Annotated in this window: 17 protein-coding genes and 1 other RNA gene; 16 read left to right on the plus strand and 2 right to left on the minus strand. The window is 42.5% G+C overall.

From position 1 onward, the window contains the following. The first annotated feature begins 172 nt into the window (after nucleotides 1-172). The 11 genes from G541_RS0103485 (at nucleotide 173) to nth (ending at nucleotide 9,215) form a co-directional block, all read left to right on the plus strand. On the plus strand, nucleotides 173-2,680 hold the full coding sequence (locus G541_RS0103485; protein WP_027826524.1) for an SEC10/PgrA surface exclusion domain-containing protein: 2,508 nt from the start codon (nucleotides 173-175) through the stop codon (nucleotides 2,678-2,680). A gap of 199 nt (nucleotides 2,681-2,879) precedes the next feature. Further along, nucleotides 2,880-3,146, plus strand: coding sequence for a type II toxin-antitoxin system PemI/MazE family antitoxin (mazE, locus tag G541_RS0103490; protein WP_009554345.1), 267 nt, complete (start codon nucleotides 2,880-2,882; stop codon nucleotides 3,144-3,146). Then, a complete protein-coding gene (locus G541_RS0103495; RefSeq protein WP_027826525.1) occupies nucleotides 3,139-3,501 on the plus strand; it encodes a type II toxin-antitoxin system PemK/MazF family toxin in 363 nt (120 codons plus the stop codon). Before mazE ends, G541_RS0103495 begins: the two co-directional genes overlap by 8 nt. Before the next feature lie 127 nt (nucleotides 3,502-3,628). Further along, nucleotides 3,629-3,763 (plus strand): hypothetical protein, encoded by a 135-nt coding sequence (locus tag G541_RS10605; RefSeq protein WP_258409047.1) that lies wholly within the window; start codon nucleotides 3,629-3,631, stop codon nucleotides 3,761-3,763. Nucleotides 3,764-3,883: 120 nt separating this feature from the next. Further along, entirely contained in the window at nucleotides 3,884-4,225 is a 342-nt protein-coding gene (gene gpsB / locus G541_RS0103505; RefSeq protein ID WP_009554349.1) for a cell division regulator GpsB, read from the plus strand. 21 nt (nucleotides 4,226-4,246) lie between these two features. After that, an RNA gene (rnpB, locus tag G541_RS10135) (RNase P RNA component class B) lies at nucleotides 4,247-4,621 on the plus strand. Between the two features lie 82 nt (nucleotides 4,622-4,703). Beyond that, entirely contained in the window at nucleotides 4,704-5,837 is a 1,134-nt protein-coding gene (locus G541_RS0103515) for a THUMP domain-containing class I SAM-dependent RNA methyltransferase (protein ID WP_027826526.1), read from the plus strand. A 125-nt stretch (nucleotides 5,838-5,962) separates the two neighbouring features. Further along, a complete protein-coding gene (locus G541_RS0103520; protein ID WP_027826527.1) occupies nucleotides 5,963-6,460 on the plus strand; it encodes a cell wall elongation regulator TseB-like domain-containing protein in 498 nt (165 codons plus the stop codon). A gap of 21 nt (nucleotides 6,461-6,481) precedes the next feature. Beyond that, entirely contained in the window at nucleotides 6,482-7,666 is a 1,185-nt protein-coding gene (locus tag G541_RS0103525) for a pyridoxal phosphate-dependent aminotransferase (protein ID WP_027826528.1), read from the plus strand. A 171-nt stretch (nucleotides 7,667-7,837) separates the two neighbouring features. Next, on the plus strand, nucleotides 7,838-8,584 hold the full coding sequence (locus tag G541_RS09325) for a DnaD domain-containing protein (protein WP_051174552.1): 747 nt from the start codon (nucleotides 7,838-7,840) through the stop codon (nucleotides 8,582-8,584). After that, nucleotides 8,574-9,215: an endonuclease III gene (gene nth, locus G541_RS0103535; protein ID WP_027826529.1), complete on the plus strand. Its 642-nt coding sequence runs from the start codon at nucleotides 8,574-8,576 to the stop codon at nucleotides 9,213-9,215. Before G541_RS09325 ends, nth begins: the two co-directional genes overlap by 11 nt. A gap of 125 nt (nucleotides 9,216-9,340) precedes the next feature. Here the strand turns inward: nth and G541_RS0103540 are convergent, their stop codons facing one another. Beyond that, the gene (locus G541_RS0103540) at nucleotides 9,341-11,611 is read right to left on the minus strand and encodes a transglycosylase domain-containing protein (protein ID WP_027826530.1); all 2,271 of its coding nucleotides are present in this window, start codon (nucleotides 11,609-11,611) and stop codon (nucleotides 9,341-9,343) included. A gap of 21 nt (nucleotides 11,612-11,632) precedes the next feature. After that, nucleotides 11,633-12,244, minus strand: coding sequence for a Holliday junction resolvase RecU (gene recU, locus G541_RS0103545; RefSeq protein WP_009554362.1), 612 nt, complete (start codon nucleotides 12,242-12,244; stop codon nucleotides 11,633-11,635). A gap of 193 nt (nucleotides 12,245-12,437) precedes the next feature. Here recU and G541_RS0103550 point away from each other — a divergent pair, with 193 nt between their 5' ends. The 5 genes from G541_RS0103550 to hslU all read left to right on the plus strand — a co-directional run bounded on the left by G541_RS0103550 (nucleotide 12,438) and on the right by hslU (nucleotide 18,306). Next, nucleotides 12,438-13,010 carry an SLOG family protein gene (locus tag G541_RS0103550; protein ID WP_338086451.1) on the plus strand — a complete coding sequence of 191 codons (573 nt, stop codon included), beginning with the start codon at nucleotides 12,438-12,440 and terminating at the stop codon, nucleotides 13,008-13,010. Between the two features lie 106 nt (nucleotides 13,011-13,116). Then, nucleotides 13,117-15,210 carry a type I DNA topoisomerase gene (gene topA, locus G541_RS0103555; protein WP_027826532.1) on the plus strand — a complete coding sequence of 698 codons (2,094 nt, stop codon included), beginning with the start codon at nucleotides 13,117-13,119 and terminating at the stop codon, nucleotides 15,208-15,210. 180 nt (nucleotides 15,211-15,390) lie between these two features. Next, nucleotides 15,391-16,290: a tyrosine recombinase XerC gene (gene xerC / locus G541_RS0103560; protein WP_027826533.1), complete on the plus strand. Its 900-nt coding sequence runs from the start codon at nucleotides 15,391-15,393 to the stop codon at nucleotides 16,288-16,290. Nucleotides 16,291-16,308: 18 nt separating this feature from the next. Then, a complete protein-coding gene (gene hslV, locus G541_RS0103565) occupies nucleotides 16,309-16,851 on the plus strand; it encodes an ATP-dependent protease subunit HslV (protein WP_009554371.1) in 543 nt (180 codons plus the stop codon). A gap of 21 nt (nucleotides 16,852-16,872) precedes the next feature. Further along, entirely contained in the window at nucleotides 16,873-18,306 is a 1,434-nt protein-coding gene (gene hslU / locus G541_RS0103570) for an ATP-dependent protease ATPase subunit HslU (protein WP_027826534.1), read from the plus strand. Nucleotides 18,307-18,374 lie beyond the last annotated feature (68 nt).

The following is an 18,374-nucleotide window of genomic DNA, read 5'->3' on the forward strand; positions in this document are numbered from 1 at the left end:
AAAACATCACTGGCTATATTTTTGTAATAATTCCCTTTTTATTACTAGTTAAGCGCTTTAATAAAAAGTATTAAATGCGACGGATATAACTGTTTGTTCTTGTTAATATATATATGTATATATAATTTTTATGTAGAGTTGAGGAAAAAGACATACATAGGGAGAATTTATTATGAAAAAATTAGACAAAAAATTAGTTGCAACTACAGCTTTAGCAGGAACGATGATGGTGGGGGCTCAGGCTGTCCATGCCGATACTGTGAGTGATACCACTACTCCTGTTTCTACAAGCGAAACAACAACTACACAAAAAGCACCAGCAACAGATGTCACTACAGCTAAGCAAGACGTCAAGGACGCTCAGGGTGAAGTTAACCAAGCCCAAACTGAAGCTGACAAGACGCAAGCAGCTCAAGACCAAGCACAAAAGACTACTGATCAAGCGCAAAAAGACGTTGATCAAGCTCAAGCTAAGACAGATGCTGCCCAAAAAGCTAAAGACGAAGCGACACCAGAGAAGATCGCTGAAACTGAAAAAGCGGTTAACGATCAAAAAGATGCAGTTGCCGAAGCAGAAAAGACACAAGGTGACAAGCAAACTACATTAGATCAAAAGAATCAAACTGTTGACCAGGCTAAGAATGATGTCAATGGTGCTCAAGATCAAGTTGACCAAGCGCAAGCAGACGTTAACACTGCTGACCAAGCGGTTAAGGACGCTCAAGCAGTGGTTGATGGAACGCATGCTGACGAAATCCGCCAGAATGCTAAGGATACGACTGACCAAGTTGTCAAAGACAAGCAAGCTGTTCAAGATGCACTGTCAACCAATGCTAAAGCACAACAAGACATGTTGAATGCCAAGGACGCTCAGGCTTCAGCTCAAGAAACGGCTGATACTAAGCAAGTAGCTGCTGACAAGACCCAAGCAACCTTAGACCAAGCTAATAAGGACGTCAAGGACGCTCAAGGCAAGGTTGGTGCAATCAATGACAAGCTAAATAGCATTAACCATATCACTCTCCCTAATAACTATCGTAAGCGTTTCAGTAGTTCCGACAAGATGGAAGATGCCTATGCAATGAATCAATTTAAGCATAGAAAGGCTGACCAAGCGGTCAAAGTTGATCCATACCATCTAACTACTGAACAGCAGAAAGAATTGACATTATGGATCACTGATTTGCTAAATCCTCTCCATGATCAACTAGGTTTCAATAGATTTACTGTTACTGCTGACTCCCTTAACTTTGCCAAGGTAGTGGCCGATAATTCTTGGGACAAATATGATCACGATGAAGCAGCCATCAAGAAAGGGGAAGCTTCAGTTGGTGGTACAGCATACTCTGGAGAAGCATTGGGTGCTTTAGGCGTGGGTTCATATACTTTCAATCCTAGTCAAAAAGAATTTACTTTAGATGAGATCAAAGAAGCTATTTGGAACAACATGATGATGATGCTCTTTGATGATGGTCATTCTAATTGGGGTCACGCAGCCTTGTTGACAGGTATTGCTAAGCGAGATTTTGCTGGTGATCAAGCGCCAAGTAACTTTGGTTTTGCAATTGATCAGTACAGTGGCCTCCACTTTGAAAACTATTCTCCAATGAACGATGATCACAGTGAAGTATTCACTTCACCTAACGGTGAAGATGCACTACGGCAAGAATTAGCAACTGCTACCCAAGACTTAACAGCTAAGCAGAGGGTGGCTAACGATGCTAAGACGGCCAATGATCAAGCGCAAAGCGAATTACAAGCTGCTAAGACAGCTTTAAACACAGCTACCCAGGACTTAGCAACGAAGCAAGCTACGGCTAATAAGACTCAACAAGCATTGAGTGATGCTTCTGATAAGTTAGCTAAGGATCAAGAAGCTGCCCAAAAGGCACAAGCTCTCTTAGATCAGTTAAACCAAGACTTACCAACTAAGTTGGCTAACTTACAAAAGGCTAAGGATAACTTAGCTACCAAGCAAACGGTTTTAACCGAAGCACAGAATAATCTGGCTGCTAAGCAAGAAGTGCTCAAGCAAGCGCAAGCGGAAGCCGCTCAAGCTAGTGCTGACTTAGCTAGCGCTAAGCAAGCTGTGTCTGACGCTAAGCAAAAGTTAACTGATCTCCAAACGAAGTTGGCCAACTTACAAAATGCAGACGCTAATTTGGATCAAGCTAAAGCTGAATTGGCTCAAGCCCAAAAGGACTTAGAAGTTGCTGAAGCTAACTTAGCTACTGCACAAACAGCAAATGGCCAAGCACAAGCCGTGCTTCAGGACAAGCAAGCTAAGCTCAAGGCTGCGCAAGACAACTTGGATAAGCTTAAAGACCAAGAAGCTATTGAACAAGCGCTCAAGGAAGCAGAACAAAAGGCTAAAGAAGCTCAACAAAAGCAAGCTGAAAAGAACACTTACTATCAAGTAGCTGGAAAGGTGTTCAATGCTAAAGGTGAGTTAGTCAACGGAGTAACTGTTAAAGACGGACATGTCTATAATCAGAAAGGTGAATTAATTGGTACGGTTGCTAAAGAAGTAGCTACGCGAACAGCACAACAAGCAATTAATAAACAAATTCCACAACTATCTGATGATAGCAATAACATGAGCACAACTGGTGCAGTCTTAGTTGCCTTAGGTGGTGTTCTGGGCATGTTCGGTTTGACAACGAAGCGTCGCCGGAATTAAATTAGATAAAACAAGTAGTCATGTTAAAATTACCAACGAATGGTAGATGAAACCGCTTGAGGAGTGCTATGTGACTCAGGTCGGGAAAGACAGATCTCTCAGAAATGAGGGGTCTGATTTTTTTTGGTGACGATGATATTATCTTTGTGTCTACCGTGAATACAGTACATACTAGAATTAAGGAAGGAAGTGCTCAAGCATGGATACAGTAAAAGCTAGAAAACAAGGAAATTCAATCGTCTTGACCGTGCCTAAGCTATTTGATGTAACTAGAGGAACAGAATATACAGTATCGCAACAACCCGATGGAAGTATTTTATACACACCAAAAAATGGCTATGATATTTGGGCAGACGCTAAGTTAGACAATTTTGACTACGAGAAAGAACTACAAGAGGAGTATCGTGATTTAGAGTACAATCCACGGGAAGTTAAGCCAGTAGGAAGGGAACTGCCAAATGATTGAGATTCATCAAGGAGATATTATTGTAGTTGACGCTGAACCACATGCCGGATATGATCCCAAACAGGGCAATATCCGCCGGCATTTTCTAGTGGTCAGCCGTTATGAATACAATCGGCGGGCCCGTTTAGTTTGCGGTTTAGCAATTACCCATAATCATGTTGAGTCGCCATTTCGCTTTCCGATTGTTGATTTTGAGAGTGGAACAAATGGTGATGCGTTACTATTGCAACTTTTGACTTATGATTTTGTAGCTAGAAATGGGAAAGTTATCGGTCATTTACATGATAAGGGACAATTATCAAGGATTATTGATCAGGTTGGTAATATTTTTGCTAAGGAAAGTTATCGTGGTTAATGAGTGACCGGAAAATGTAGTTTGGAGGATACGGGCTACCAAAACAGCCACTATTCGCCTTGAAAGAGGCACTCTGGAACTCATTCATAAATAAGCAAAATTAGCTGGGGTAACTTCAACAGACTTTATGCGTCAAGCTGTATTGGAAAAGCTGGAAGATAGTTTAGAGTATCAAGATGTGGCTAAAAGCATCCGTAATTTCGGTGGAAGAACAATCTCTCGTGAGGAAGTTAAACGCCATGCTAGTTGGGATGGTAATTAGTAACTTAATTGAGCGTGTTTTTCCAGGATTAGCGTAATTTTTATATTGCAATTGAGGAATGCTTGCCATATAATGAATAATGTTATGGGTTAAGTTCCAAATGTAGATGAGGTGCTTACTATGGATAAAGTTAAACTTTCACCTAAAGCTATTGTTAGCAAACGGTTTAAGTCAAAAGTGCGCGGGTATGATCCTGCCGAAGTTGACGAATTTTTAGACATTGTGATTCAGGATTATGGATTGTATGCTAAGAATACTCAGCAATTAGAGATGGAAAATGATCGTTTGCGGAGCAAGGTTGATGAGTTAACCAAGCAAGTTGCTGTTGGAAAGTCAGGACAAGCATCTAGACCTGCTAATAACATGACCAATATGGATATTTTAAAGCGTTTATCTAATTTGGAGCGACATGTGTTTGGTACGCAACTCAACAATGATGACGATCAAAGTAATCGTTTTTAATTTAAGTTAATATTATGTGTAATTTTCTGGTAATCGCGGGCTATTTTTATAGTCTGAGGAAAGTCCAAGCTTGCACAGGCTGCGATGCCTGTAGTGATCGTACTTGCTGAAAAAATAAGGCAAGGCACCATTATGGTGACGGCAGACAAAAGGGCTAAGGTTTTTACTATGCTTAAGTAGTCTTGAAAAGTGCCACAGAGACGAGGAGGAATGGAAACATTCCTAAGTGGAACGAGGTAAACCCTGCGAGCAGGTAACCCAAACTTTGGTAGGGGCGCTTCATGACGGAAATGAACTAATCATGGGGGCGAATATCCTAGTGGTATTCGGAGATAGATGATTACCACCGATTCTAGCTTCCTGGGCTGGATGACGTACGGAACGTGGCTTATAGAGGATTACATAACAGGGAACTAGGATTGTAGGTTACTATCATCCTAGTTTTTTTATTTTTGAGAAACAATTCAAGGAGAATAAGATGAAAACATATAATTTGATTGCAACCGCAGCTGCGGGGATTGAATCAATCGTTGGCAATGAGTTACGCCACTTGGGCTATGATGTCCAGGTTGAGAACAGTCGTGTTCGTTACCACGGCACAATTGAAGACATTATTTGGACCAACCTGTGGCTTCGGACTGCTGACCGGGTCAAAATAGTGGTAGCAGAGTTTGAAGCCCGCTCGTTTGAAGAACTATTCAATAAAACCGAACGCGTAGCATGGGAAGACTATTTGCCAATGGATGCTGCTTTTCCAGTTGAAGGAACGTCACAAAAATCTATTTTGCACCATGTGCCATCAGTTCAATCAATCGTAAAAAAGGCAATTGTAGCGAAATTAAGTGCAGTTTACCACCGGCGGACCCGTTTTCCAGAAACAGGAGCTAAATACCCGCTTGAAGTCAGCATCAATAAAAACCACGTGATGTTGACCTTAGACACTTCTGGAACCAGCTTATTTAAACGGGGCTATCGGGTAGCGAAGGGGGAAGCTCCCCTGAAAGAAAACATGGCGGCAGCCCTAATTTTATTGGCACACTGGTACCCAGAACGGCCATTTGTTGATCCGGTATGTGGTTCAGGAACATTGCCAATTGAAGCAGCGATGATTGGACGTAACATTGCCCCAGGCTTTAACCGGGACTTTATCTGTGAAACATGGGATTGGATTCCAGCAAATATTAGCGAAAAAATGCGGGCTAAGGCCGATGAATTGGCCGACTATGACCGGACGTTGGATATAACTGGTTATGATATTGATGGGCGCATGATTGAAATTGCCCGGCAAAACGCAGCTGAAGTGGGTTTAGCTGATGATATCACCTTCAAACAGATGGCAGCTAAGGATTTTAAGACCGACAAGACTTATGGAACAATTGTTGCCAATCCACCATATGGGGAACGGTTAAGTGACCAAGAGCAAGTTCGCCAGCTCTACCACCAAATGGGGACAACGTATAGACCATTGAAGACCTGGGGCAAATACATTTTGACTAGTGACCTGGAATTTGAGAAGTTCTATGGCCAAAAAGCTGACAAGCGCCGCAAGCTCTATAATGGTTCACTACGGACTGACTTGTTCCAGTACTGGGCACCTCGAAAGCAAAAATAGTTTTATCAAGCGAAATGGGACTGCGAGCGGAGTTTAATTTGTTAAATTATTGATTAATACTCTTGTTTGATTACAGAATTCCGTTAAAATTAATACATGAAAACTTTGGATAGAGGAATTGAGTAATGCAAAGACAAAAAAGAAATAGGATATACCGTCTTACTGGGACAATCACCCTGGTTGTAGTGATTGCTTTGGTAGTTGTAGGGTGGATATTTTATATGCGGGCGCAGGCGCCAGTACGGGAAGCCCGCAGTGAAGCGGTTGCCTTGGCCAAGAAGAAAACGGCTCTGGTACACCCCCAAGATTTTTATTGGTTCAACCGCAAGGCAACGTACTACACTGTCGCAGGAACTGATAAAAAAGGCCGCCACATGTATGTCATCATCTCTCCTAAAGGGCAGATTTTAGTTACTAATGCCAAGGATGGAATCAGTGCGAGTCGGGCTCAAGCCATCGTGAAAAAAGACCGCCAAGCGCGGGCTATCAAGCATGTCGCCCTGGGAGTATACGACAAAAAGATCGCCTGGGAAGTAACATATACCAACAAAAATGGTCGCCTGGCATACGACTTGCTAACGTTTAAAAATGGTAGTTTAATTAAATCAATTCAAAATATTTAAAAAGAGGTAATTGGTATGGGAATTAACATTACTGACAAGATCAACGCTATCGCACCATCAGCCACCCTGGCTTTGTCAACCAAAGCTAAGGAGATGCAGGCGCAAGGAATTGACGTGATAAATTTATCAATCGGTGAACCTGATTTCAATACACCTGAGCACATTAAGCAAGCAGCTATTGCGGCTATCACTGCTGGTAAGTCGGACTTTTACACACCGGCTTTGGGAATCAAAGAACTCCGGTCAGCAATCGCCACTAAGGTGACCAAGATGTTAGGAGTTCCAACTTCAGCTGACCAAGTAGCCGTCACAGCAGGGGGGAAGTTTTCCCTTTATGCCGTAACTCAAGCGGTAATTAGCGCTGGTGATGAAGTGCTAATTCCTTTGCCATACTGGGTGAGCTATGGCGAACAAGTAAAATTAGCTGCAGGAAAGCCTGTGTTCGTTCGTCCAACTGCTGCCACCGGTCGGGTTAGTGTGGCGGACTTAGAGGCTAACCGGACTGACCGGACCAAGCTGCTGATCATCAATAGTCCCCAAAACCCAGCTGGATTAGTTTATACTCGGGAAGAGTTGCAAGCGATTGGTGACTGGGCCGTTGAACATGATATTGTGATTATTGCTGACGATATGTACAGTGAGTTGATTTACAATGGCAACCAATTCACATCCATTTGGCAACTTTCAGCGGCTATTCGTGAACAAACTATTTTAGTCAGTGGTTTTTCCAAGACTTATGCGATGACTGGCTGGCGGGTGGGGTACACCGTTGCGCCCCAGTGGTTCATCAAGAAACTAGGGAGCTTTATCGGGCATACTACCAGCAATATTGCAGCAGTTAGTCAATATGCAGCCTTAGCAGCCGCTACTGGACCACAAACCTGCGTGGAAGAAATGCGCCTTCAGTACGAGCAACGGCTCAATACTATTTATCCGTTGTTAAGTGCGATCCCTGGGGTAGATCTCCGAAAGCCCGCCGGTGCATTTTATATGTTCCCTAATGTCAAAAAGACCGCCACAATGTGTGGTTATTCGACCGTGAGTGATTTCTGTACGGCATTGCTCGAACAAGCCCACGTAGCAGTTGTTCCTGGGGTTGCCTTCGGGATGGATGAACATATTCGCTTGAGCTATGCAACTAGCATGGAAAACCTCATGGAAGCAGTTAAACGTTTAGATAAATTTGTTCAGCAACACCTACAATAGAAAGTAATAAACACGTTCAGTGACGATGCTGGGCGTGTTTATTTATTTTATCCAAAAACAATAATAGAATGTTACTTTAACTATAATGTAAAAAAACATGTTTACAGCAGGGTTTAGGTTGACGTAATTTCTCTAAGAGTCGATACTTAATTAAGAGAGAGTAGTAAAGGAATGAAGCAAATGGATGCGCAATTAAGACAATATTTAGCAGCAGGGACAGTCACAGTTTCCCGCTTACTAGTCAATAATTATCGCAAAATAGGGTTAAGTGAAACGGAATTAGTCCTCTTTTTGCAGCTCCAAGAACAATTTCAATTTGGACAACAAGAAGTTGATATCGATAAGATCGCGCAAAATATGGAAATCCCCTCAGAAAAAGTCTTTACGTTGTTATACGGAATGGTGGAAAAAAAGTTGTTAACTATCGCACCAGTTGAAGATGCAGAGGGAAAAAAGCATGATCAATATGATTTTAGTCAGCTATATACCGAACTATTTAAGGTGCTTACGGCAGCTGAACGTCCGGAACTAACGACTGTCAAAGATGACCGCCGTTTATCAAAAGTCGATGTCTTTAACCGGTTTGAAGTTGAATTTGGCCGTGATTTTAGCCCAATGGAGATTCAAACTATTGATGGGTGGTTGACAGAAGACCACTATCAACCCGACTTGATTTTGGCGGCTTTGAAGGAAGCGGTCATTAATAGTGCCTTGAGCTTACGCTATATTGACCAAATTTTAATGAATTGGGAAAAGAAAAATATCAAAACTGCTAAAGCGGCGGCTGACTATCTTAAAAAGAGGCACCAAGCGCAAAGCTTTGCGCAGCCAGCATCGCCACAAAACAGTGCAGAAAAACTGCCACCAATTCCACTAATCCACTGGTCAGATGATCAAGGTGATAAAAATGCTAAGTAAAGATCAAATTGAATTAGCTATTGCGACCATGCGGGAGAAGTATCCCCAAGCTCGGACATCGTTGGTTGCCGATACAGATTTTCACTTTCTCCTCGCTGTGATTTTGAGTGCCCAGGCAACAGATAAGTCGGTAAACTTAGTTACTCCGGCCTTATTTGCCCGTTTTCCTACGCCCAATGACTTAGCCCAGGTCACAGCGACTGATGTCGAACCATACATCAAGACAATCGGTTTATACCGAAACAAGGCCCGGTACCTAGTGGCTTGTGCGCAAAAACTGGTTACTGACTACGGAGGAGTAGTGCCGGCACAGCGAGAGGAGCTAGTAAAGTTGCCCGGTGTAGGGCGGAAAACCGCAAATGTAGTCTTATCTGAACGGTTTGGTGTCCCGGCATTTGCGGTTGATACCCACGTTAGTCGGATTGCCAAACGCCTGCAGATCGTTGCAGCAGACGCTTCAGTGACCCAGATAGAAAGAAAATTTATGGATAGCCTGCCCCCAGAAAAGTGGCTTGATGCGCACCATGCGTTGATCTTTTGGGGACGGTACTGGTGTACTGCACGACAGCCACACTGTGCAACTTGTCCCTTGCTCAATATTTGCGCGTATGGGCAAGAACAAGCGAAATAATACAGTTAGCAGGCTTAAATACCTAGTTCAGCAAAGTTAATGTAGCCAAAGAAAACCCCCATAATTGGATTTGATCCAACTATGGGGGTTTATTTTATGCTAGTTTAGCAATTTGCTGATGAGCATCATGAGTGGCCGTTATTCCCATTGTTGCTGGGGGTAGTCGGCGGAGTTGAATTTGATGCCGGGGTAGAACTACTGCTGGACTGGGTACTTGAAGCAGTAGTAGCTGCTGAAGATGATGACGAACTCGAGCTATCTGATGAACTCGAACTGCTATCATCAGATGAACTAGAGGACTTGTCAGAGCTTGATGAACTCGATGAACTGGAGGATTCTTTCTTCTTATCATCGTTATCAATAGATAAGACAGGTCCTGATCCAGCCAAGTACAATTCGCGGTTACCGCGAACGTATTTAACATAAACATCACTCGGCTTAGTCCAGTCCGTGCTTTCTTTGTCTTGCATCATATAAGCCATCATCTGCTGGTAGAATTGACTAGCAAGTCGCGACGCAGAAGGGCTGAGATAATTTCCTGGTTCATATGGATGATCATACCCAGTCCAAATGGACATCGAGTACTGTTTAGTATAGCCATTAAACCATGAATCCATATCAGCACTAGCAGGGAATTGGCTTGCAACATCATCTGGGTAAGCGTTAGTCCCCGTTTTACCGGCTTGGTAGATTCCGGCAATCCGGGCACCAGTCCCGGTCCCTTTGGTGATAACTTGCTTAAGCATGTCTGTGATCATGTAAGCTGTGGAACTCTTCATTGCCCGTGTTCCGGAACTAGAATAATTCTTAACATCACCATCAGCAGTAACAATTGTTCTAATGTAAGAAGGCTTGTAGTATGTTCCTCCGTTAGCAAAAGCAGCGTAGGCAGCAGCATTTTGCAACGTAGAGGAAGGCATCCCAATCCCGTTTTGGAATTCCAGATCTTTTTTATAAGAAAAACCAAGTTTCTGAATAAAATCTTGAGATCGGGTGATCCCGACTGATTGCAAAGCTCTAATAGCCGGGATATTACGGGATTCGATCAATGCTTGGCGCATAGTCATCTTCCCTTTATAAGAGTGATCAAAGTCGTTCAGCTGGATATTAGTTCCTGGGTAAACGTACTTGCTATCATCCAAAACATGGTATGTTGCCCAGTCAAGGTATTCGATAGCTGGTCCATAATCCATCAGCGGTTTTGCAGTCGAACCATTAGTTCGATCCGTCTGGACAGCCCGGTTCAAACCATAAGTTACATTACCGGTCTTTCGTCCCCCCAGCATAGCAATAACCGCACCGTTACGTGGGTTGACAACCGTTGCTGCGATTTGGAACTTGTTATCTGGGAAAATGAAGCTCGTATCATCATTAGCTAAATTATAGAGCTTCTTTTGGTAGTCCATATTGAGGTTAGTATAAATCCGTAAACTTCCTGAGTATGGATCATATCCCTTAGCCTTAGCATCAGCAATAACTTGTTTGAGGTAAGGATCGGCGATCTTTGCCTTTTTAGAAACCTGCGATGCAGGGCGTTGTTTCTTCAAGCCATAGGTAATACTTTCCTGCTTGGCTTGGGCAGCTTGCGTGGCAGTGATCTTGCCATTGTTCGCCATTGCGTCGAGGACTTCATTCCGCCGTTGGGTAGCCAGCTGCTTGTTGGAGTATGGGTTATAGTCAGTTGGTGCATTAGGGATACCAGCGATCAGGGCTGTTTGAGCTAAATCGAGATTCTTCAAGCTCTTACCATAGTAATAGCGCGAAGCTGTCTGCATCCCGTAACATCCGTTCCCCATAAAGACCTTGTTGACATAGAATGTCAAGATTTGATCTTTGTCATACATACGATCAAGTTGCAAAGCTAGCCAAGCTTCTTGAGCTTTCCGCTTTAATGTTTGATCAGACCGCTTAGTTGAGAAGTATGATAACTTGATCAGCTGTTGTTCTAACGTACTACCACCTTGAAGACCATTGGAACCCCCAGTGAGGTTGGCCCAGGCAGCTCCAGCAATTCGGAAAGGATCAACCCCGTGGCTCTTGTAGAAGCGTTTGTCTTCGATAGAAACCACAGCGCTTTTAAGTTGTTGTGGGATCTCATTACTATGCGCATAATCCCGATTTTCCGTACCTAGTGAAGTGATCTTGTGATTGCTAGCGTCATAAATAACAGTTGAACCCGAACTTTCAAGACGGGTTGCAGTTAAACGGGGAGCTTGTGATGCGTAAACAAAGAACAATGTCGCTCCTCCGACTACTATTAAAAGTATGAAAGCTAAAACACCTAGGATTATCTTTTTAGCGAGGCTCTTATTTGTTGGTTTTTTTGCGCCCCGTCGGCCTTTTTCCTCTTCGTGTCGCCGTGCAACACGCGAATATTTAGGATCGTTATCTGCCATATTGATTAAATCTCCTTATTATTATTGGATCGTTGCCATAAATTTATCCACTGCATCCAGGTAGGGCACCGTAGGGTTGATATGATATTGAATCGCATATCCTGCCTGGATAATGGCTTGCTTAGGGATAGATTTTCTACCTGTGGCTTGTTGTTGCCAATAGTCAAATAAAACCCGCGCTGGAAGTAAGAAAATCTCTTGAGTTTGCGTGAATTTAATTATAGTGAAACAAATCCCCCCCTGGGCCACACATGCCCGCATGTGCTGCACTTGGTGTTCGTGAAAGTTTTTTAGCGGAAATGAAGTCTTGTTTTTGGTCTCTTTGGCTTCAAAGTCAATATACTTTCCTTTATATACACCATTGTAATCGGTCGTCGATGGCGTCTTAAAATATGCCTCTTTGATTACTGCTGCGCTTCGCTTGGGGTAATTAACATCAACTATTTGGACGGGTATTGGTTTTTTATGGACAACAGCAATGCCGTGAGTCAGGTAGTATTGATTACTAGCGTTGATCTCTTGTTCAAGTGACATCCCCCGGTTACCATAAATAACTTGTGATGAAACTGATTTTTTCTTTGCGGAATGATCAGACTCATGAAAGAGCCTTCCGCCAGGATATCGGATTGCCACTCGCATCCCTCCCTATCGATTGGAATTATACCACAATCAACCGTGAGAACGCCTAAATTGTTTTAGTTGCGCGCACTGTGCTAGTGTTTGCAAAATTCGCTTGCTTAGAAAGACTTTTATAAAAGTTGATTTTTGTTATGATGAGAACGATGTTTTTGAAATGTAATAATTAATAATATTCAAAGGAGGAACCTTGATGCGGTTATGGATTACTGGTTATCGAAGTTATGAGCTGGGAGTCTTTCAGGAAAAAGACGAAAAAATTGAGGTGATTAAATATGTTTTGCGCAACGCTCTGGCTGATCAGTTAGATGAGGGCTTGGAATGGGTTCTTACAGGGGGACAGTTAGGAGTTGAACAGTGGGCTGTCGAAACTGCCTTAGCAATGAAAAAAGAATATTCGGAGTTAAAAGTGGCCTTGATGGAACCATTTTTAGATTTTGGGAATAGGTGGCAGGAGAATAAGCAACTCCACCTGGCAGATTTACGGCGTCAAGTGGACTTCAATGAAGCAGTAGTTCAGGCTCCCTATAATAATCCCCAGCAACTACGGCAGTACCAGCAATTTATGGTGGAGCATACTGATCGGTGCCTGCTGATTTATGATCCCCAGTATCCGGGCAAATCGCAGTATGATTTTAAGTATGTCAAACGTTACATTGAACAGGAAAAGACGGACTATCAACTGACTCTCATAAGTATGGACGAGCTGCAAGATCAGGCCAACGAGTATCTGGAATTTGGGCGCCAGCGCGAAGAAAACTAACATATAATTGAGGGGGCATGCTTGACAAAAGACGGGTAAATCCATACGATATATATCGATTTGAACATTGATTAAAATTATTAAAGAAAGAAAAGGAGTTGGGTTAATGCCAACGACCCAAAAGAAACGTAAAAAACCTCGGAAGAATCTAGTTATTGTCGAATCACCTTCCAAAGCTAAGACGATCGGCAAGTATCTAGGTTCACACTACAAAGTAATGGCTAGTTTAGGCCATATTCGCGACCTTCCTAAGAGCAAGATGGGGGTCGATATTGAAAATGATTACGAACCACATTATATCTCTATTCGTGGCAAGGGCGACGTAATTAAAGAGCTACGCAAGGAAGCCAAAAAGGCAGCCCATGTATACTTGGCATCTGACCCGGACCGTGAAGGGGAAGCTATCGCTTGGCACTTGTCTTATCTTTTAGGATTGGATCCAAACGGAAAAAACCGGGTTGTCTTTAACGAAATTACGAAAGACACCGTTAAAAATGCCTTTAAGAATCCCCGTTCAATTGATATGAATTTGGTTGATGCCCAACAAGCACGGCGGGTTTTAGACCGCTTGGTAGGTTATTCTATCTCGCCATTACTATGGGCTAAAATCAAAAAAGGCCTGTCAGCTGGGCGGGTGCAATCTATCGCTTTAAACTTGATTATCAAGCGGGAACGCGAAATCAAAGAATTTAAACCAGAAGAATACTGGAAGATTGATAGTGAGTTTAAGAAGGGTAAAACTAAGTTTGCAGCCGATTATCATGATCTGGATGGTGCTCTGAAGAAACTTCACGCCAATGAGGATGTTCAAACAGTTTTACAACGGATTGATAAGCAACAACCATTTACCGTTGCCACCGTCAAACGCAAGGAACGCAAGCGACAAGCTCCCTTACCGTTTACTACTTCCACCATGCAACAAGCGGCTAACAATATCTTGAAGTTTAGAACAGCCAAAACGATGATGGTTGCCCAACAGCTGTATGAAGGTATCAATATCGGGTCCGGAACAGTAGGGTTGATTACTTATATGCGGACGGATTCAACACGGATTGCCTCTGTGGCTAAGCATGAGGCGGCCACCTATATTCATGAAAACTTAGGGGCAAAATATGCAGCTAATAGTCCACGCAAAGGGAAGTTACCTGAAGGGGCTCAGGATGCCCACGAAGCTATTCGGCCTTCTTCAGTGATGCGGACACCACAGGAACTTGAAAAGTACCTAAGCAAAGACCAGATGAAGCTTTATTCATTGATATGGTCGCGTTTTGTTGCTTCACAGATGACGCCAGCGGTCTACGATACGATGACGGTTGATATTACTCAAAATGGCGTTACTTTCCGGGCTAATGGGTCAAAACTCAAGTTTCCGGGCTTTAGTAAGGTATACACTGTTTCAAAGCACAAAGATAATATTCTCCCTGAACTCAATGAAGGCGACGAAGTAGAGTTGGTTAAAACTAGTCCCAACCAATTGTTCACAACGCCACCAGCCCGCTATACTGAAGCAACGTTGATTAAAACATTGGAAAGCAATGGGGTTGGGCGTCCTTCAACTTATGCACCAACTTTGAGCACTATTCAAAAACGTTATTATGTGCGGTTAGTTACCCGTAAGTTTGAACCAACTGAATTAGGGGAAATTGTCAATAAAATGATCGAAGATTGTTTCCCTGATATCTTGAATGTTGCGTTTACAGCTGACTTGGAAAGCAAGTTAGATGAAATTGAAGATGGTAAACAAGAGTGGATTAAAGTTATTGATAGCTTCTACCAACCGTTTGCTAAGGAAGTCGCAACAGCAGAGAAAAAGCTCGAAAAGGTTAAGATTAAAGATGAGCCAGCCCACATTGATTGCGACATTTGTGGTGCACCGATGGTAATTAAATTAGGCCGTTTTGGAAAGTTCTATGCTTGCAGTCGGTTCCCAGACTGTCGGAATACTAAGCCAATTATTAAAAAGATTGGAATTACTTGTCCAAAATGTCATAAAGGCGACGTTGTTGAACGCAAGTCCAAGAAGAACCGGACTTTCTATGGTTGTTCGCGCTATCCTGACTGTGACTTTGTTTCATGGGATAAGCCAGTTGGACGCGACTGTCCACGGTGTCAGCATTTCTTGATCTACAAAAAGACCAAGAAAGGAATGCAAGTTAAATGTCCTAATGGTGACTACGAAGAAGCATTGCAGGAAAATTAAATAATGTCTAAAAACATGGAAGTGAAGCCACTCCATGTTTTTTAATTTGTAATCTGGATATGTTATAATTGTTTGCGAACAAACGTTTGTTAAGTGGTGTTTAAAAAAGTTAAAAGGGCTTATTATTTTCTTGACTAACCTTGACCAAAGTTAGAAAATGACTAGAAAGTGGGTGAATTCATGGAAAAAGAGTGGCTTAATGAATTTAAACGTTATCTATTGGTTGAGCGCCAATACTCAGACAATACTGCTACGGCTTATCTGAAGGATATTAAACACTTCAGTGATTTTTTGCAGGCTAATGGTGGTAGTAGTTCTTTTGCTAATGTTGGTAAATTTGATGTCCATGTTTATATGAGTTATTTATATGACCAGCATTATCGAATAACGACCGTTTCACGAATGGTATCAAGTTTACGGTCCTTTTACCATTTTCTGGACAAAAACGGCTATTGCCAGGATAATCCGTTTGCTTATGTCCAATTGAAGCGCCAACCACGGAGTCTGCCACGTTTCTTTTATATGCAAGAGATGCAGGCACTTTTCGATGCTACTACTGGGGATGATCCAGTATTGACTCGCGACCGTGCTTTGTTAGAAACCTTGTATGGGACTGGGATGCGGGTCAGTGAGTGTACTGGTCTGACCCTGGCAGCAATTGACTTTAATACTCATTCTATGCTGTTGCATGGGAAAGGAAACAAAGAGCGGTATGTTCCCTTTGGTAGTTATTGTGCGGAGGCATTGCAGAAGTATTTTCAAACTTACCGTGCACCAGTGATGCAGAAGTATCACAAGGAACATGACTATGTTTTCATCAACCACTATGGGGATCCAATAACAGCTGCAGGAGTAACATATGTTTTGCAGAAGATTATTGAACGTAGTTCGTTGACAACAAGTATTCACCCCCACGAACTGCGTCACACTTTTGCAACCCATATGATGAACAACGGGGCTGATTTGCGTAGTGTGCAGGAGTTACTGGGTCACAGTAGCTTATCGACTACCCAGATATATACCCACATCACAACTGAACACTTGCAACGTGATTATCAAAAATATTTTAAACGAAAGTAACCAGAAAGGGGAATATATATGAGCGTATCATTTCATGCAACCACTATTTGTGCGGTAAAGCATGCCGGACATACGGCTATGGCTGGAGACGGTCAAGTAACGATGGGTGAAAAAGTAATTATGAAGGGGACCGCCAAAAAGGTTAGACGGATTTACAATGGCAATGTAGTAGTAGGTTTTGCCGGTAGCGTTGCTGACGCTTTTAATTTAGAAGAACGTTTTGAAAAAAAGCTGAATGAGTATAGTGGTAACCTCCAACGGGCTGCGGTCGAGTTAGCTCAAGAATGGCGAAGTGACCAAACATTACAGAAGCTAGAAGCATTATTAATTGTAATGGATAAAGATAACTTACTGTTGGTTTCTGGATCAGGTGAAGTTATCGAACCAGACGATGGGATTTTGGCCATTGGATCAGGTGGCAATTACGCTTTAGCAGCCGCTAAAGCCATGGTCCGCCATGCTGCTACTATGTCCGCCGAAGACATTGCTCGAGAAGCTATTGGGATAGCAGGCGATATTGATATCTTCACTAACCACAACATTATTAGTGAGACGCTATAAACAGACAAAGGATGGGATACGATGAATCCAATTGATAAAACGCCAAAGCAAATTGTTGCTGAATTAGATCAGTTTATTGTTGGACAAACAGCAGCTAAAAAAGCCATTGCCGTGGCCTTACGCAACCGATATCGGCGGTTACAGTTAGCTAAAGACTTGCAGGACGAGATCACACCCAAGAACCTTTTGATGATTGGACCTACTGGGGTAGGGAAGACAGAAATTGCACGTCGCTTAGCTAAAATTGTTAATGCACCGTTTGTTAAGGTGGAAGCAACTAAGTTTACTGAAGTAGGCTATGTGGGCCGGGATGTTGAATCAATGGTTAGGGACTTGGTTGAAGTTGCATACGGGTTGGTTGAGAAGTCTATGTATAAGGAAGTTCGGGGGCAAGCTCTCAAGAAAGCCAATAACCGCCTAGTCAAGCTTTTGGTTCCGGCACAAAAGCAAAATGCAAATAGTAATTCAACCAATGATTTCTTCAAGATGATGCAAGAAATGCAGCAAAGTATCCAGAATGGACAAAATCCCTGGATGGGAGCAAAAAATCAAGAAGATGAAGGAACTGTAACGGATGAAATCAAGAATCAACGAATGTCCGTGGCTGAGCAGTTACGAAATGGCTTACTAGAACAGCAAGAAGTGACACTATTGGTTGATGATCCTAGTCAAAAGTTTAAAAATGAAGCTGGAATGCTAGGACAGATGGGGATAGATTTGTCCGATACTTTGGGCGCTATGATGCCCCAAAAGAAAGTTGAACGGACTATGACAGTAGCTGAAGCCCGCGAATATTTAATCCGAGAAGAGTCAGCTAAATTAGTCAACAGTGCCGATTTGGCGGATGCAGCTATCAAGAAAGCTGAAAATACAGGCATTATTTTTATCGATGAAATTGATAAGATCACTTCTAAGAACAGTAATAATAACGGAAGTGTCTCCCGCGAAGGGGTTCAACGAGACATTTTGCCGATTGTGGAAGGATCACAGATCAAGACAAAGTATGGGCTGGTTAATACCGACCATATCTTATTTATTGCTTCAGGGGCTTTCCATGAATCTAAACCAAGTGATTTGATCGCAGAATTGCAAGGGCGGTTCCCAATTCGGGTTGAATTAGATGATTTGACTGAAGAAGATTTCGTAAAGATTCTTACAGAACCAAATAACGCATTGATTAAGCAATATATAGCTATGATTGGCACAGATAACATCAAAGTGACGTTTACTATCGAGTCAATCCACAAGATGGCACAAATTGCCTACCAAGTAAATCACGAAACTGAAAATATCGGTGCCCGGCGTTTGCATACGATTCTTGAAAAATTATTAGAAGATATTCTGTATGAGGGACCAGATATGGAAATGGGCGAGATTACGGTAACTGAAGCATATGTTACTGAGAAGATCGGCAATATTGTTAAAGACAAGGATCTTAGCCGCTATATTTTATAAACATTACAGAGTCAGCCGGAGGGGTTGGCTCTTTTTGTATACACAGGTTGGTCTTATTTTAAACTAAA

The sequence above is a fragment of the Ligilactobacillus saerimneri DSM 16049 genome (assembly GCF_000423265.1).
In the GTDB taxonomy this organism is placed as follows: domain Bacteria; phylum Bacillota; class Bacilli; order Lactobacillales; family Lactobacillaceae; genus Ligilactobacillus; species Ligilactobacillus saerimneri.